Origin of the sequence: Sorangium sp. So ce363, assembly GCF_051520435.1 — a bacterium.
Taxonomy (GTDB): Bacteria; Myxococcota_A; Polyangia; order Polyangiales; family Polyangiaceae; genus Sorangium; species Sorangium cellulosum_B.
In genome coordinates this window covers 5,480,009-5,494,460 of the sequence record NZ_CP150333.1, presented here as the reverse complement: position 1 = coordinate 5,494,460, position 14,452 = coordinate 5,480,009, and the positions used below count along the sequence as shown (strand labels likewise).

At 71.2% G+C, this 14,452-nt stretch carries 9 protein-coding genes; 7 read left to right on the top strand and 2 right to left on the bottom strand.

Going from position 1 to position 14,452, the window contains the following annotated elements:
- Window positions 1-3: 3 nt before the first annotated feature.
- Window positions 4-1,506 (bottom strand): sulfatase, encoded by a 1,503-nt coding sequence (locus WMF12_RS20895; protein ID WP_437873272.1) that lies wholly within the window; start codon window positions 1,504-1,506, stop codon window positions 4-6.
- Window positions 1,507-1,583: 77 nt separating this feature from the next.
- Here WMF12_RS20895 and WMF12_RS20890 point away from each other — a divergent pair, with 77 nt between their 5' ends.
- Together WMF12_RS20890 and WMF12_RS20885 are read left to right on the top strand one after the other, a co-directional pair.
- Complete coding sequence (locus tag WMF12_RS20890; protein WP_437873271.1) at window positions 1,584-2,681, top strand: hypothetical protein; 1,098 nt, start codon at window positions 1,584-1,586, stop codon at window positions 2,679-2,681.
- Window positions 2,682-2,705: 24 nt separating this feature from the next.
- The gene (locus tag WMF12_RS20885) at window positions 2,706-4,799 is read left to right on the top strand and encodes a hypothetical protein (RefSeq protein WP_437873270.1); all 2,094 of its coding nucleotides are present in this window, start codon (window positions 2,706-2,708) and stop codon (window positions 4,797-4,799) included.
- A gap of 87 nt (window positions 4,800-4,886) precedes the next feature.
- Here WMF12_RS20885 and WMF12_RS20880 read toward each other — a convergent pair whose 3' ends face one another.
- On the bottom strand, window positions 4,887-6,773 hold the full coding sequence (locus WMF12_RS20880; RefSeq protein WP_437873269.1) for an aconitase family protein: 1,887 nt from the start codon (window positions 6,771-6,773) through the stop codon (window positions 4,887-4,889).
- 638 nt (window positions 6,774-7,411) lie between these two features.
- Between WMF12_RS20880 and WMF12_RS20875 the strand changes: the two genes are divergently transcribed.
- The 5 genes from WMF12_RS20875 to WMF12_RS20855 all read left to right on the top strand — a co-directional run bounded on the left by WMF12_RS20875 (window position 7,412) and on the right by WMF12_RS20855 (window position 14,329).
- The gene (locus tag WMF12_RS20875) at window positions 7,412-7,771 is read left to right on the top strand and encodes a roadblock/LC7 domain-containing protein (RefSeq protein WP_012236555.1); all 360 of its coding nucleotides are present in this window, start codon (window positions 7,412-7,414) and stop codon (window positions 7,769-7,771) included.
- Complete coding sequence (locus WMF12_RS20870; RefSeq protein ID WP_437748006.1) at window positions 7,768-8,235, top strand: type II 3-dehydroquinate dehydratase; 468 nt, start codon at window positions 7,768-7,770, stop codon at window positions 8,233-8,235. Before WMF12_RS20875 ends, WMF12_RS20870 begins: the two co-directional genes overlap by 4 nt.
- Window positions 8,236-8,292: 57 nt before the next feature.
- Window positions 8,293-8,802, top strand: a complete 510-nt coding sequence (accB, locus tag WMF12_RS20865; RefSeq protein WP_437873268.1) for an acetyl-CoA carboxylase biotin carboxyl carrier protein — start codon at window positions 8,293-8,295, stop codon at window positions 8,800-8,802.
- Window positions 8,803-8,823: 21 nt separating this feature from the next.
- Entirely contained in the window at window positions 8,824-10,170 is a 1,347-nt protein-coding gene (gene accC / locus WMF12_RS20860; protein WP_437747373.1) for an acetyl-CoA carboxylase biotin carboxylase subunit, read from the top strand.
- 319 nt (window positions 10,171-10,489) lie between these two features.
- On the top strand, window positions 10,490-14,329 hold the full coding sequence (locus tag WMF12_RS20855) for an FAD-dependent oxidoreductase (RefSeq protein ID WP_437873267.1): 3,840 nt from the start codon (window positions 10,490-10,492) through the stop codon (window positions 14,327-14,329).
- The last annotated feature ends 123 nt before the right edge of the window (window positions 14,330-14,452 follow it).

The following is a 14,452-nucleotide window of genomic DNA, read 5'->3' as shown; positions in this document are numbered from 1 at the left end:
GCGCTAGCACCGCTTGTTGCTCTTCTTCCCCTTGAGCTTCGCCGTGTTCTTCGGGCACACGTCCTTGATGGCCGCGGAGCGCTCCTTGTAGAGCGCCTTCATCTCCTCGAAGACCGGCGCCTGCGTTCGCTTGAGATCCTTCGTCTCCCCCGGATCCGCGACGAGGTCGAAGAGGTCGAACGCGTCGTCGTCGCCGTACGCGATGAGCTTGTACTGCCCGTGGATGAGCGCCCTGCGCCGGTCGTTGTCGCTCGTGCGCGGAAGATCGACGATGACGTCGCGCGGCTCCGGCGTCGCGCCGTGGAGCTCGGGCACCAGGCTCTTGCCCGGGAAGGACGGCTCTGCCGGCGCGCCGGTCAGCTCCAGGATCGTCGGCGCCAGGTCGATCGAGCTGCGAGGCACGTCGATCCGGCGCGGGGTGATCCCGGGCGCCTGGATCATCAGCGGCACGTGGGTGAGCACGTCCCACACCTCGAAGCCGTGGCGGAACATCTTGTGCTCGCCGAACGCCTCGCCGTGGTCCGCGGTCACGATGATCGCCGTGTCCTTGGCCCACGGCTGCTGCGCGACGAAGTCCAGCAGCTTGCCGACGTGCATGTCGGTGAACCTGACCTCCCCGTCGTACTTGTCGCGGGCGCGCTTGCCGAACGTCGGGATCCCCTCGTGCGTCATGTACACGTCGTGCGGATCGAGGAAATGGAAGTACGCGAAGAAGGTGCCCGAGGTGTTCGCCTTGTCGGAGAGCATCTTCATCGCGAGCTCGAGGTGCCCCGGGCTCGTGACGTTCCGGTCGGTCGTGTTGTCGGCCGAGAGCCCCGGCACGATCTCGTACACGTCGAAGCCCTGACGGAAGCCCGCCTTCTGGTCGAAGTAGAAGTGCGCGTGCGCGCTCATCGTCCGCACCCCGGCCCTCTGCAGGAGCTCCGGGAACATGAGGACGCTGTCGGGGTAGTTGCCGAAGAAGTAGCCGCTGCGATCGACCTCGCTCGGGTACCGGCCGGCGAGGAAGCCGCCGACGCTCATCGAGGTGTACGACGAGATCGCGTAGTGGCGCGTGTAGCTGACGGACTTCTTCTCGAACGCGGTGAGCACGGGCGCGATGTCGCGTTCGTAACCGTTCCACGGCATGTCCGCGCGCAGGCTGTCGATCGAGACCACGAGGACGTTCAACCTCTCGCGCTGCCCTGTCGGCGCCCCGGCGGTGCCGTCCTTCCTGTCCGTCGCGGCGGTCGTCCCGGCGCTCTCTGCCGTGGCGGCCGGCGCCACCGCCGCGGGCTCCTGCCGTGCCGCGGGCTCCGGCGTGCGCGCGGGCGGTGGCTGGCCGTCGCCGTCGCGAGAGCAGCCCGCCCCGGCGCTGGCGAGCGTGAGCGCGAGCGCCGCCGCGAGGCGACGGCGGGCCAGGCGCGGGGGCGCCATGGACGAGAGGGCCGGCGAGGACGGCGCCCGTGGGCCTTCCGGTCCCCAGGCGCGCATGGGTGAAGCGAGCGTGTGCATGGCCGCGTGCATGGCCGCCGTCTTACTCCGACTCGCGCCGCTCCGCCAAAACCGCACACCACGGGCGAGTTCCGCTATGCTGTCGGGTCATGGCCCCGGTCCCTCGGAACCCTCCGCCGCTGCCGCCCTCGGGCCGATCGCAACCGGGGGGGAGGCCGGCGCACGAGCCGCCGAGGCCGCTCCCGCCCGACGCGCCGCGGCGCGTCGGCGAGCACGTCAGCCAGGCGCTGAAGGACCACATCACCGAGATGGCGCTCGGCCTGCTCGAGGAGCAGATGCAGGCCCGCATCGTCCACTACCGCGCCGATCTCGAGACCAACCCCGAGCTCGACGCGGTCACCGCGCAGGTCGTCGCCCAGCTGAAGGTGATCCAGGCGTCGGCGGGCGCCGGGGATCGCGGGGCGAAGAACCGCGACGCGATCCGTGACGCGCACGAGAAGACGCTCTGCGCCCTGCTCGAGCGGGTCATCCGCGAGGACGGCATCTCGCTGCTCGTCGAGCGGCGGCTCAAGAAGATCCACAGGAACCTCGCCCGCCTGTTCTTCCAGTCCGAGCTCCACGAGAAGACGCGCGGCCGCGACGGCGCGCCGAAGGTGATCCACCACGGCGAGCAGGCGCTCTTCTACGTGCTGACCCGCTACAAGAACCGGATCGAGGCCGAGCTCGACGGCTTCGAGTTCGCGTCGGAGGACGCGCGGGAGCAGTCGTTCGAGCTGCTCGCGAAGCTGACGAAGGACATGCAGGACGCCTTCCTCGCGCGCCGATCCAGCGAGCTCAGGCGCATCGTCTCGGTGGTCCACGCCGTGCTCGTCGACTTCTTCAGCGTGCAGCTCGCCCAGAGCCTCGGCGAGATCTCCGCGCGGGTCGTGCAGGACGCGCGTACGTTCGAGGGCAGGGCGTACGCGTACAAGCTGACGAGCGAGGCGTTCCCTCGCTTCCGCGCCGCGTTCGAGCGCCACCTCATGGTGATGCTCGTCGGCTACGCCGAGGACGAGCTGGTCGCCCAGCTCGCCGACACCGCGGGCGCCGAGCGCGACGAGACGATCCTCTTCATCACCGATCCCCACCTCTTCAGCATGATCTGCGGCGAGGTCTGTGAGGGGCTCTACGAGTTCCTCTGCAACGAGGGCTTTCTCGACCTGCCGCCCGACTGGCGTCGCGCCTCGACGGCGCCCTCCGACAGCTGACGCAAGCGAAACCCAGGGACATTCATGAGACGGTACGACGTCGCGCGAGCGGGCTCCGGCCTGCTCCTCGCTCTCACGCTGCTCGCCGGTTGCGCGCGTGGCCCCGATATAGACGCCTCGGGGCTCGCGCTGCGGCGCGTGGTCATCTACAGGAACGGCGTCGCGTATTTCGAGCGCCGAGGGCTCATCGACGCCGATCAGGTGACCTTCCGGATCCGCAAGGAGAAGGTCGGCGACTTCCTCGCGACGCTCGCGGTCATCGAGGCCGGCGGCAGCAGCGTCCGGAGCGCGTCGTTCCCTGTCGAGGTCGACGACGGATCTGGCGAGGACGAGGCCCCGCCGGAGCCTGGGCCCGAGGTGACGACCGTGCCGCCGCCGAAGGACAAGGGCGCGGCGGCGGCGAAGGAGCGCGACGACGACCACGAGACGGTCAAGCTCACCCTCGACGGGCGGGAGCACGATCTCGTGATCGGCTACGTGGCGGAGACGCCGGTGTGGAGGCCGTCGTACCGGCTCGTGATGGGGGCGGGCGGGGCGCAGGGCGCAGCGCCGCGCGCGGACTCGAAGCAGGCGCACCTCCAGGCGTGGGGCATCGTGCAGAACCTCTCGGGCGAGGACTGGAAGGGGGTGAAGCTGTCGCTCGTGGCGGGCGCGCCGCTCGCGTTCCAGGCGACGCTCGACCAGGCGGCGATCCCGCCGCGCCCTGTCGTCAGCGATCAGGGCGAGGTGATCGCGTCCGTGCCGACGAGCGAAACGACGCTGGCCACCGAGGCCGCGCCGCCGCCACCGCCGCCCGTCGCGCCGGCGCCCATGGCGCCGGGCGACGCCGCCGAGGAGTACGCGTCCGCAGACGAGGCCGAGCCCGAAATGGAGAAGGGCGGCGGCGGCAGGCTGCGGTCCGCGAGGCGGGCAGCGGTTGCCACGGTCCCCGCCGCGAAGCCGAGCGTGAGGCTGAACAATCGCGAAGACACGCGCGCCGGCGGGCAACACGCGGGGCCCCAGTGGAAGCAGTCAGCGCCGGCGGCGGCGCCGGCGCCGCCGCGCATGGCGATGAACCCCTCTCCGCCGCGCAACATGAGCGCCCTCGCCGCGGTCGCGATGGAGGCGGGCACGACCCGCTACGATATCCCGTTCCCGGTCGACATCCCCGACAAGAGCGCGACGATGGTCCTGCTCCTGGCCAGGCAGGTGCCCGGCGAGTCGATCTTCCTGTTCGCGCCCGACGGCGGCGTGCCCGCGTCGAGCTCACACCCGTTCCGGGTGGCGCGCTTCACGAACGACACGAAGGGGCTGCTGGAGCGCGGCCCCATCGCCGTCTTCGAGAACGGCGCGTTCCTGGGCCAGGGCATGGTCGAGCCGCTGCCGCCGGGGGCCACGACGACGGTGCCGTTCGCGCTGGAGCGGGGCCTCGCCGTCGACACGACGCGCGAGGAGAGCGCGGAGGGCGCGCGCATCGCGAAGATCGAGGGCGGCGCGCTCGAGATCGAGCGCGACTGGGTCACGCACACGAAGTACGCCGTCCGCAACGGCGCCGACCTCGCGGCGAGGACGCTCGTGAAGCACCCCCGCTTGCACGGGACGCGCCTGCACGCGCCCCCGAAGGGCACGGAGGACAACGTCGGCACGGGCAGCGCGCTCGTGCCGATCGACGTGCCGCGCCGGGGGACGGCGGTGCTCGACGTCGACGAGCGGCGGCTCTTCCGGCAGCAGATCGACTGGCTCGACCAGCTCGCCGACGACGCGGTGCAAGGCTACCTGAAGGACCCGCGCGCCGACGCGGCCGTGGCCAAGCAGCTCGGTCAGGCCTGGGACATCCGGGGCAAGCTCCGCCCGGCGATCGACGAGCGCGACAGGATCCTCGCCGAGCAGCAGCGCCTCGAGCAGCAGAGCCACGAGCTCCGCCAGAACCTCAGGGCCATCGAGAAGAACAAGACCGCCGACGAGCTCCGCCGCGACCTCACGGATCGGCTCGCGAAGGCGTCGGCGCGCCTCGACGAGATCACGAAGCGCGTCATCGTCCTCGAGATGCAGATCAACGAGCAGCAGATCCGCTTCCGCGATCTCACGAACGAGATCAAGCTCCTCGCTCCGCTGGCCCCCGTGCGCGCGGCTCCCTGAGCGCTGCTGTCCGGCTCCCCGGTTCCCGGTGGAAGGCGGCTCCCCGCTCCTGTGGGAGGCGGCCTCGCCACCGGGATCTCGGCCCGGCTACCTCGCTGGTTTGCCCGCGCTGGGCGGCTGCCGCACGGTGCCTGCGTGGGTCCAGCTCCGCTCCATGCCGGTCGCGAGCCAGGCCACCTCGACGCGCTCGCTCCCGAAGATCGCCGCGACGCGATCGCCCCACTGCGCGGGGGCGGGGAGCTCCACGCTCTTCTGGTCCTTGATGCTGCCGAGGGCCTCCGTGCCGACGAGGAACGTGGCGATCCCCTCGCTCGCGAACGCCGACACCGCGGTGCTCGGGACGAAGGGCGCGACCACCGCGCGCACCGTCGAGAGATCGGTTGCGCGCTCCGCGACCGCCCGCACCTCGTCGAGCGTCGACAGGACGAGCGCCACGCCGCCGGCCGGCTTGGCCTCCGCGGGCGCGGCCTGCCCCTGCTGGTCCGCGGCGGCCGCCGCGGGCGCCTCGACCGGCGCAGGGGCGGCGCGCCCGCGCGCCCCGACCGCCGCGTGCCCGTTCACCTCCGGCACGCCGGCGAGCACGTCGAGCGTCAGCGGCCCCTTCCACGGCACTGCCGCGGGCGCTGGCGGCGGCTTCTTCGTGCTCACCTGCTCCCCCTTCTTGTCGCGGAGGATCAGCACGTCGTCGGTCGGCAGCGCCCGCGGCACCGTCACCCGCACCGGACGTTTGAACGACCGCGGATCGCCGACCGCGCCCGTGGCCACCGCGTAGGCCAGGGTCTCCGCCGAGGCCACGACGAACGACGGCGCCCCGGCGATGCGCGGCTCCGGATCCGCGGTGCGCAGCGAGAGGCTGCCGGGCGGCGGCGGGTAAATCTCCGACGTGACGACGCGCCTGTCCGGCTCGACGATGCGTGCGCCCGTCGCGACGAGATCGACGAGCGCGCCCGACTGCGCGAGCACCTCGAGCACCTGCCGCGACGGCGGCGCGACGAGCAGGTCGAGCCGCGACGGGACGCGCTTCGACTTGAGCAGCAGCGCCGCCGCGAGCATGTCGCGCAACGTCACGCCGGAGTCGCCCCCGAGGACGACCTGCGCCACGGGCTTGCCGGCGAGATCGCGGACGGGCCGGACCACGCCCTCCTCGTCCATGAGGAGCGGATCGACCGTGCCGAGATCGATCGAGACGACCTCCTCGCAAGGCGCGCCCGGGTCCGGCACGAGCGCGCGGTGGGCCTTCGACCTGCGCTGATCGCGGAGGAAGACCTCCGTCTTCTCGTCGCTCACGAACAGCGCCGCCGCCGCGCCGACCTGCGGCGCGATGCCGCAGAGCACCGCGCGGTCGCCCACGGAGAGGAGCCGCGCGCTCGGCCCGGCGAACTCGAGGATCACCGGCGCGTGGTGCTCGCCTTCGATGCGGCGCACCACCTCGTCGAGGTTCCTGCGGAGCAGCTCGAGGGCGACGTCCCGCGCGCAGACGAAGGGCCGCACCCTGCCCGAGAGGTGGATCTGCACGCTGCGGGGCGGCCGGAGCCAGACCGAGCCCGTGGCGAGCGCCTGCCCGAGCTGGCTCGGCGAGACGACGAGCGACAGCATGCCGATGCCGCCGACGGTCGTGAGGCGCGGGTCGTCCGTGAGGGCGAGCCGCGCCGGCGCCGCGAAGCGCTCCAGGTGAACGGGCGCAGGGAAGCCGATGCCGGGCCGCGCGATCGGGATGTTGTAGGTCGGGAACTCGGGCGACACCGAGTGCGGGCTGCCCTCGTCGATATCCGCGAGCGAGCTCGCGTCGGCCACGCAGGTGCCGTCGTAGGCGACGGCGACCTCGACCGGCGTCTTCTTCATGCCCGTGGCGATGGCCTCGGCCAGCGCGCGCGACGGCGCCCTGGAGAGGATCACCTGGTCGACCTTGACCTGGACGAGATCACCGCGCAGCTGAGGATCCGTCGCCCGCCCGGCGAGGATCTTCTGGGGCATCGTGCGGGGGGGATCCCCGGCTCGAGCACGCATAGATGTTGGGCCGTCCTTGTTTTTCTTGATGAGATGGCGGGTACGGCGCACGCCGCTCCCGACCACGTTTGACGTCGGCCCCCCGGCGAGACGCGCCGGTGGGATCCGCCTCCGGGCCTTGCCGCGAGGCGAAAGAACGGCCGCACGTTAGCCGCTCGCCTGGACGAGGGTCAAGGCGTGCTTTGGAGCGGGCCCCCAGGGGCGGGAATCGCCCGGCTGGGACCAGGATGCAAGAGGCAAAGCGCCCGCCCGGTCCAACGTTCCGCCGCGCTTCGCCTGTCGCGTCGTGTTGCGTCTGTTGCGTCTGTTGCGCCTGTTGCGCCTGTTGCGCCTGTTGCGCCTGTCGCGCTGGTTCACGATGGCAGGCGGCCGGTACGAGCTTTCGCGGCGCTGCCGCGCAGTGCCATCTGTCGTCAACGCCGTGCGCGCCCGTCTGCCATCGGCCTGGCCGCGCGCGCCCGGTCGCCATCGGCCTGGCCGCGCGCGGCCAGGCCGAGCGGGTCGGGCGACGATGAGGAGCGCCGGCTCTCCCGGGCTGCGGCGCGAGATGCCGGGCCAGGTTCGTTTGTTTTCCCGATCGTGCCGCGCTTGGGTAATCTCGGCGCATGTTCCAGGCCGTGCTGAAGGAAGTCGTAGAGAACACCGAGGGCGGCATCGCGACCCTTCTCATGGATTTCGAGGGGATCCCGGTCGACAGCTACTCCAAGCCGGGGGCCGCGTTCGACATCACCACCATCGGCGCGGAGTTCAGCGTCGTGTTGAAGTCGATCCAGCGCGCCGCCGAGATGCTCGACGCGGGCAACGCCGCCGAGATCGCGATCCAGGCGGAGAAGGTCACGACCCTGATCCGCGTCGTGAACAACTCGTACTTCGTGGCCTTCTCGATGACGCCCGACGCGAACATCGGCAAGGCCCGGTACCTCCTGCGCACCAAGGTGCCGGTGCTGCTGAAGGAGCTCGCCTGAGCGGCTTCAGCATCTCGGTCATCTCCGGGCCGAACCTCGATCGACTGGGCAAGCGCGAGCCAGCGATCTACGGCACGGCCACGCTGGATGACGTTCACCGCGCCGTCGAGGAGGCCGCGAAGGCCCGCGGCGCCTCGGTGTCGTGCATGCAATCGAACTGCGAGGGAGAGCTCGTGACCGCGATCAGCCACGCTGGCGATCGCGGCTTCCACGGCATCCTCCTCAACGCCGGTGCGTACACGCACACCTCCATCGCGCTCTATGACGCGATCCGCGCGAGCGCGCTTCCTACCGTCGAGGTGCACATCTCCAACCCGGACGGCCGTGAGCCGTTCCGCCGTCGCTCCCGCATCGCGCCTGCGTGCATGGCGCGCGTCGCGGGTTTCGGTCCGAGCTCGTACGTCCTTGGGCTGATCGGGCTGCTCGGGCATCTGGAGAAGCTGCGATCCGACGAAAGAGGTTGAACATGCGCCGTCACTCTGGTTGAAAGGCGGCAAACATCGATGGCCGAACGTCCTTCCATGAACATCAACCTCAAGCAGTTGCGGGCGCTGGTACGCATCTTAGAGAAGCGCAACGTGAGCGACTTCGAGTTCGAGGACGAACACGTTCGCATTCGCCTCACGCGCGGAGGCGTTGTCCCGCAGGGCGCGGCGCCGCATCTCGCGCCCGCCGCCTTCCAGATCCACAGCGCGCCGGTCGCGCCGCCCGCGGCGGCGCCGGCCGCCGCGCCCGCGCCCGCGCCCGCGCCAGCGGCCCCTGCCGCGCCGGCGGCGGCGAGCGACGAGGGGATCTCCTATGTGACGTCGCCGTTCGTCGGCACGTTCTACCGATCGCCGTCGCCCGATGCGCCCCCGTTCGTCGATGTGGGCAGCGCGATCCGCGTGGGTCAGGCGCTCTGCATCATCGAGGCGATGAAGCTGATGAACGAGATCGAGGCGGACTCTCCGGGCACGATCGTCGAGATCCTTGTCGACAACGGCAAGCCGGTCGAGTTTGGGCAGCGTCTCTTCAAGGTGCGGGGCAGCTAGCGCTGCCCGGGCGAGGGTGCCGTGTTCCAGAAGATCCTGATCGCCAATCGCGGCGAGATCGCGATGCGTGTCATCCGCGCCTGCCGCCTGCTCGGCATCCGCACGGTAGCCATCCACTCCGAGGCGGACGCCGCGGCGCTGCACGTCCGGTTCGCGGACGAGGCCGTGTGTGTCGGTCCGGCCGAGGCGTCGAAGAGCTACCTCAACATCCCGCAGATCATCGCGGCGGCGGAGGTCACGGGCGCCGACGCGATCCATCCAGGCTACGGGTTCCTCTCGGAGAACGCGAAGTTCGCCGAGCTTTGCAAGAAGTGCCGCCTCACCTTCATCGGGCCGACCGCGGAGGCGATGCGGACCTGGGGCGACAAGGTGTCCGCGCGCGAGGTCGCCAAGCGCTTCGGCATCCCCATGCTCAGCGGCACGGGCGTGCTCAAGAGCGCGGCGGACGCGGCCGAGCAGGCCGAGCGCGTCGGCTATCCGGTGATCCTGAAGGCCTCCGGCGGCGGCGGGGGCAGGGGCATGCGCATCGTCCGCGAGGCCAGCGAGGTGCAGCGCTCGTTCGAGATCGCGACGCAGGAGGCCCTGAGCGGCTTCAAGAACCCGGACGTCTACCTCGAGCGCTACGTCGAGGCGCCGCGCCACATCGAGTTCCAGGTGCTCGCGGATCAGCACGGGGGCGTGTGGACGCTCGGCGAGCGCGAGTGCTCGCTCCAGCGCCGGCACCAGAAGGTGATGGAGGAGTCGCCCAGCCCGGCGATGGACAACGAGAAGCGCTCCCGGATGGGCGACATCCTCCGGGGTGCGATCCTCGAGACCGGCTACACCGGCCTGGGCACGCTCGAGTTCCTGATGGATGAGCGAGGCGAGCTCTTCTTCATGGAGATGAACACCCGGGTCCAGGTCGAGCACCCCGTCACCGAGATGGTGACCGGCGTCGATCTGGTCGCGCAGCAGATCCTCGCCGCTGCAGGCGAGCGCCTCTCGCTGCCCGACACGCGGCCCTGGAGCTTCCGGGGCCATGCCATCGAGTGCCGGATCAACGCCGAGGATGCGCGCTCGTTCGTGCCGTGGCCGGGCCTCATCACGGAGTATCACTCGCCCGGCGGCGTCGGGATCCGCGTCGATTCCGGCGTGTACGGCGGTTTTCGCGTTCCCAGCTCCTACGATTCACTGGTGGCCAAGGTGATCGCGCACGGCGCGAACCGGGCCGAGGCGATCGCCAGGCTCCGGTGCGCGCTCGACGAGTTCATCATCGGCGGCATCCGCACGAACATCCCGCTGCACCAGGCGCTGCTGCGAGATCCGGAGGTCGTCGCGGGCAACATCTCGACGCACACGATCGAGCGCGTCGTCTCGCAGGGGTTCTGACGCGATGCGCTGCCGGCTGCTCCGTCGAGGCCAGCGTCTCGGGGAGCCCGAGCGGGCCGGCGTCGTGCGGATGGCCGCTGCGGGGTGACTCCACGGCGGTCGCTCGTGGAAGCGAGCGGTGCTCGATGGAGATCGCCGTGGAGCACGCAGCCGTTGCGCGTTCGCCGCGCTGGCAAACGCAATCCGATTGCGATGATTGTTGCCCGAGCGACAGGTCGAAGGTGCGGCCTGATGCTACTTTACGTCGCTCTCACGGCCGCGTGGGCAGGCCATCGTCGGGCGAGCGACCCCCTTGAAATAGAAAGCATTTGCCGCGGGTATGGAAGCGAACGCTGGAGTGCAGGCTGACTTCTCTTCGTGGGTGCAGGCGACCTCCGATGCCTCCGAGCTCGAGCTCGGGCTCCCTGGTTTCGGCTACGCCGATCTCTTCGACCCCGCGAAGCTCGCCGAGCTGACGGAGCGCTTCGAGGAGTATTTTCACGCAGCGGACGAGGGCGCCTACGCGCGCTTCGACGCGTACCGGGCCTCGCTGCGCGCGGCGCAGGCGGAGGCCTCCGGCGCCGAGGGCGGCGGCGCGGGCCGCCCCGCGCTCACGCCGGAGCAGGTCTCCGAGGCGCTCCTCGCGGCGGCGCCCCACGTCGGCCGCTTCGTGGCGATGCTCTTCCGGGTCGAGCGGGAAACGCAGGCGCAGATCGACGCGACCCTCGAGCGGAGCGCGCTCTGGGACTTCAAGCGCGAGTTCTCGAAGAAGCGCCTGTTCAAGCCGAACCCCGGGAAGGCGTGGCGGGGCACGCACGTCGAGGCGGCGCACGCGGCGCGGCGGTCGCTCGCGGCGATGGGCGCGCCTGCGAGCGCGCTTGACGGCGGCTCCGCCGCGGAGGAGCTCGCGATCGCGCGCGCGACGCTCGCCCTGATCGAGGTCGACGAGATCGCGCGCAAGGCCGCGAAGGCCGGCGGCGCGAAGTGGACGGACGAGCTCCGCGAGCGGGCGGCGAAGGTGCGCGCGGCGCTGCGGGAGGACCCGGCGCTCGCCGAGGGTGTGGCGCCGGCGGCGGCGGTCGTTGGCGCGGAGCCGACGGAGGCCGAGGACGGGGCGGTCGTGGCGCTCGCGCTCGACGCCGTCGAGGCGTGGCTCGCGGCGCGCCGCGCGGACGAGCACGATCCGGCGCGGCGGTGGCCGACGCTGAAGGCGCCGCGCACGCTCGACTACCAGGAGCTCGTCCAGCTGCAGAGGAAGGGCGCGAACGGCAGCCCGGGCTCCGCCGAGCTCCTCGTCGGCCCCGAGCACGAGCGGAGGGATCGCGACGGCTTCGCGCTGACGGACCGCCGCGCGCCGCCCCGCGAGGTCGAGAGCCAGGTCGACTACTGCCTCTTCTGCCACGATCGCGACAAGGACTCGTGCTCGAAGGGCCTGCGCGACAACAAGACCGGGGCGATCAAGGCGAACCCGCTCGGCGTCGAGCTGAACGGCTGCCCGCTCGACGAGAAGATCAGCGAGATGCACAGCATGCGGGGGCGGGGCGAGTCGATCGCCGCGCTCGCGCTCGTCTGCGTCGACAACCCGATGTGCCCCGGCACCGGTCACCGCATCTGCAACGACTGCATGAAGGCGTGCGTCTTCCAGAAGCAGGAGCCGGTGGACATCCCGCAGATCGAGACCGCGGCGCTCACGGACGTGCTGTCGCTCCCGTGGGGCCTCGAGATCTACGGGTTCCTCACGCGCTGGAACCCGCTCGACGCGCTGCGGCCGCACGCGCTCCCGTACAACGGCAAGAACGTGCTCGTCGTCGGCCTCGGCCCGGCCGGCTACACGCTGTCGCACCACCTCACGCGGCAGGGCTTCGCGTGCGTGGCGATCGACGGGCTGAAGATCGAGCCGCTGCCGGTCGAGCTCACGGGCGACGAGTCGCGCCCGCCGCGTCCGGTCAAGGATTTCAAGCGGCTCTACACAGAGCTCGACGAGCGCGTCCTCCTCGGCTTCGGCGGGGTGAGCGAGTACGGGATCACGGTGCGATGGGACAAGAACTTCCTCACCGTCCTGTACGTCACGCTGGCCCGGCAGCGGCTGCTCCGGATCTACGGCGGCGTGCGGTTCGGCGGGACGATCGATCTCGACGACGCCTTCCGGCTCGGGTTCCACCACGTCGCGATCGCGGCGGGCGCGGGGCGCCCGACGATCATCCCGCTCAAGAACAACCTCGCGCGCGGCATCCGCAAGGCGTCGGACTTCCTGATGGCGCTGCAGCTGGCCGGGGCCTACAAGCGCTCGGCGCTCGCGAACCTCCAGGTGCGCCTGCCGGCGGTGGTGATCGGCGGCGGCCTGACGGCGATCGACACCGCGACGGAGCTCGCCGCGTACTACGTCGTGCAGGCCGAGAAGACGGCCGACCGGCTCGACGCGCTGGTCGCGGAGCGCGGAGAGGCCGCCGTCCTCGCGATGTTTGACGAGGAGGAGCGGGAGTTCCTTGTCGAGCAGCGGCGCCACGCGGAGGAGATCCGCGACGAGCGCGCGCGCGCCGCGCGCGAGGGGCGCCCGCCGCGCTTCCAGGGCCTGATCGACGCGTGGGGAGGCGTCTCGCTGGTCTACCGGAAGCGGCTCATCGACTCGCCGGCGTACCGGCTGAACCACGAGGAGGTCGCCAAGTCGCTCGAGGAAGGGATCCGCTACGTCGAGAACCTCGCCCCGGTCGAGGCGGTGCTCGACGAGCGCGGGTGCGTCTCCTCGCTCGTCTTCGATCGGCAGGAGATCGTGGACGGCAAGTGGCGGAGCGCGGGGCAGGCGGTCTCGATCCCCGCCCGCACCGTGTGCGTCGCGGCCGGGACGAGCCCCAACGTCACGTACGAGAAGGAGCGCCCGGGCTCGTTCGTGTTCGACAAGTGGCGGCAGTTCTTCCAGCCGCACCGCGCCTACGTCGATGAGGGCGGAGCGCTCCAGGTGGAGCCGGCCAAGGCGAGGGAGGGCTTCTTCACGAGCTACAACGACGGCGAGCACGCGGTGAGCTTCTACGGCGACAACCACCCCCACTACGCGGGGAGCGTCGTGAAGGCGATGGCGAGCGCCAAGGACGCGTACCCGTCCGTCGTCGCGCTGTTCCGCCACGACATCGCCCGGCTCGGCGAGGAGCCGCAGGCCGCGCGCGACGCGCGGCGGCGCGACCTCTTCGCCCGCCTCGATCACGACCTCGGCGCGGTCGTCGAGCGGGTCCAGCGGCTCACGCCGACGATCGTCGAGGTGGTCGTGCGCGCGCCCGCGGCGGCGCGGAAGTTCGAGCCCGGGCAGTTCTACCGCCTGCAGAACTACGAGGTGCGCTCGCCCGTGATCCGCGGCACGCGGCTCGCGATGGAGGGCCTCGCGCTCACGGGCGCGTGGGTCGACAAGGAGAAGGGGCTGCTGTCGCTCATCGCGCTCGAGATGGGCGCGTCCTCCCGCCTGCTCGCCGCGCTGCGCCCGGGCGAGGAGGTCGTCGTGATGGGGCCGACCGGGACGCCCACGGACATCCCCGAGGGGGAGACCGTGCTGCTCGCCGGCGGCGGGCTCGGCAACGCCGTCCTGTTCTCGATCGCGAAGGCCCTGAAGGCGCGCGGCGACCGCGTGATCTACTTCGCCGGCTACCGGCGAGGCGAGGATCTCTTCAAGCAGGACGAGATAGAGGTCGCGACCGACCAGGTCGTCTGGTGCACCGACGGCGGCGCCGAGATCCCCCCGCGGCGCGCGACCGACCACCACTTCCGCGGCAACATCGTCCAGGCGATGAGGGCCTACGCCGAGCGCCAGCTCGGCGGCGAGCTGGCGGCCCTCTCGGAGGTCCGTCGCATCATCGCGATCGGCTCGGACAAGATGATGAACGCCGTGCGCGAGGCGCGGCACGGCGTGCTGGCGCCGCACCTGGATCCGAAGCACGTGGGCATCGCGAGCATCAACTCGCCGATGCAGTGCATGATGAAGGAGGTCTGCGCGCAGTGCCTCCAGCGGCACGTGGACCCGGAGACGGGCAAGGAGACGCTGGTCTTCTCGTGCTTCAACCAGGACCAGCTCATCGATCACGTCGACTTCAAGAACCTCGCCGCGAGGCTCCGGGCCAACACGGTGCAGGAGAAGCTGTCGAACGCCTGGCTCGATCACCTGCTGGCCGAGCGCCCCACGCTCCGGCACGTGTGACGCTGGCTCGGGCCTCGGCGATCCGAGGCCTCGCCGCCGCGGAACGTGGGAAGGCGGCCTCGGCAGCGCCTCGTCGGCTCGAGGCGCCCGAGGCCGCGCATGGTGGGATGCGCGGCCGCGCGC